The sequence below is a fragment of the Staphylococcus pasteuri genome (assembly GCF_030547725.1).
GTDB classification, from domain to species: Bacteria; Bacillota; Bacilli; order Staphylococcales; family Staphylococcaceae; genus Staphylococcus; species Staphylococcus pasteuri.
In genome coordinates this window covers 1-254 of sequence record NZ_JAUOQO010000593.1, presented here as the reverse complement: position 1 = coordinate 254, position 254 = coordinate 1, and the positions used below count along the sequence as shown (strand labels likewise).

Here is a 254-nt window from a genome sequence, read left to right as displayed (position 1 = left end):
CGCCTCTTCTATGCGAATGGGCGGGCTTTCCATTCTGCCGTCGGCGTCAAAGGTGGTTAAGCGTAAAAAATCGTCGTAGTTGTCACTGTCGTCGCTCACGTCGCCAGTGCTCAGGACCACCACGCCGCCGTCCTCTCGTAACGTGACATCGCCACCATATCGAACCTCACCTGCATTATCGACGAGACGCACGGTTTCAGCGGTGTCAGCACCATCTGGCAAAGTGTGCAGGTCAATTTCTCCGAGCTTTGAAG

The 254-nt window shown here is 55.5% G+C and carries 1 protein-coding gene; it reads right to left on the bottom strand.

From position 1 onward, the window contains the following. On the bottom strand, positions 1-222 hold a 222-nt coding region (locus Q4528_RS14845; RefSeq protein ID WP_303522438.1), incomplete at its 3' end, for a hypothetical protein. Positions 223-254: the final 32 nt, after the last annotated feature.